Consider the following 1445-nt stretch of genomic DNA (forward strand, 5'->3'; position numbering starts at 1 on the left):
TTGTGCTTCGTGCATATTTATCTTGGCAATAATTGAACCGACAAATCCAATGCATTTGCGACCAGCAAAAGATTTGAAATTTTCACATCCTCGCCATTTTCAATTCGAGAAATATAGGGACGTTGCTTTCCTACAGTTTCAGCCAATTTCTCTTGACTCATATGTAGTTCTTTACGCCTACTTCTTATAATCTCTCCGAAATAATAGGAATATGCTTCTTCACGGAACTTCTCCCTGCTTTCTGACCCTTTCTCTCCATAGCGCTCTGCCAATAAGTCCTTTGCTTTCTTTGCTTTCATAATTCCTGATTTTTTAAATAATCTTCTAAGATCTTCTCTGCGTCCTTAATTGCTTTAACATAGTCTTTATTCGACCTTTTTATAAATCCATTTAAGCAAACGGCTTTAACACATTCAGAAAAATTCAAATGGTCAATCGCAAATATTAAAACTCGATATTCGTTACCGGCTTTAATCCTTAACTCATAGAACCTCGAATTCGTAATTTTCTTTACAAAATTTGCATGAACAATCCTTACCTCTCCAATAATCTCAATCAACTGAAAGAATTTATCAGAAACTCTTGGCCCTTGCAAATCAATGAATTCTAAGCATTTTTCTGTAATGTCTATTTCTCTCATGTTACAAATGTAACGAATTCGTTACGTAAAATCAAAAAATCAGATTTGGAAATTCTCATTCAAAACGCACGGCCTCTTCTTGCATGAAGCACAACGTTTACACATATGCACTGAGGCGGAATGCGGGTTGCGTCACTGTCTGCCGTTAGAAACTTGGTGCGGGGCAAAGACGATGAATAAACCACTGAACCCGCCTTTGGGTATATGTGTTGTTGCCCACTTTGCATTTCTTCCAATTAGAATTCATCCTTTGTTATTTTCTTAACTTTTCTTTCAATCAAAAGAATCTCACAATTATCATCATCAATACGTATTTGAACTGAAATTTTTACCGGTTTACCATTGTTCAAAGGTCGTACATATATATAATTTCCGCTTTTCTTTGCTTCAGCATTAGTCAAAAAATACATTAATGGATGACTCGGGAAATTATAGATTTCAAGCTTATGATATTCTCCTGCATACAAAAGACTATCAAAATTCACTTGTATATTTTCAACAAATAAATCTATCAAAACTTTGTCGTAATTATATATATCGGAGTCGGTGAGACCATTTGTCCAGTTTTGGCGCATTAAAGTGTCACCCGAAGCATTTAGATACTTTAGAGTTCCATGAAACAGACTATCTGCAATCTCCACTGAGTACATGAGATTTCCAGAGGAATAATATTTGTCTATTCTTGTGGAGTCTTTATTATCACAAGACATGAAAATGAAAATTAGAATTATTAGTTGGAAGATTCTCATTATTTAGAATTTATTATTGCAAAGATATTTAATTGCATTGTGGGCAACGCCCACAT

The 1445-nt window shown here is 34.6% G+C and carries 3 protein-coding genes; all 3 read right to left on the minus strand.

Going from position 1 to position 1445, the window contains the following annotated elements; all coding sequences use genetic code 11:
* Positions 1-17 precede the first annotated feature (17 nt).
* Positions 18-299, minus strand: a complete 282-nt coding sequence (locus JCM15548_RS20440) for a helix-turn-helix domain-containing protein (RefSeq protein WP_227626086.1) — start codon at positions 297-299, stop codon at positions 18-20.
* The gene (locus JCM15548_RS20445) at positions 296-640 is read right to left on the minus strand and encodes a type II toxin-antitoxin system RelE/ParE family toxin (protein ID WP_062129069.1); all 345 of its coding nucleotides are present in this window, start codon (positions 638-640) and stop codon (positions 296-298) included. The genes JCM15548_RS20440 and JCM15548_RS20445 overlap by 4 nt, the downstream gene beginning before the upstream one ends.
* A 236-nt stretch (positions 641-876) precedes the next feature.
* On the minus strand, positions 877-1281 hold the full coding sequence (locus tag JCM15548_RS20450) for a hypothetical protein (protein ID WP_157483041.1): 405 nt from the start codon (positions 1279-1281) through the stop codon (positions 877-879).
* Between the last annotated feature and the right edge of the window lie 164 nt (positions 1282-1445).

It is taken from the genome of Geofilum rubicundum JCM 15548 (assembly GCF_000974365.1).
In the GTDB taxonomy this organism is placed as follows: Bacteria; Bacteroidota; Bacteroidia; order Bacteroidales; family Marinilabiliaceae; genus Geofilum; species Geofilum rubicundum.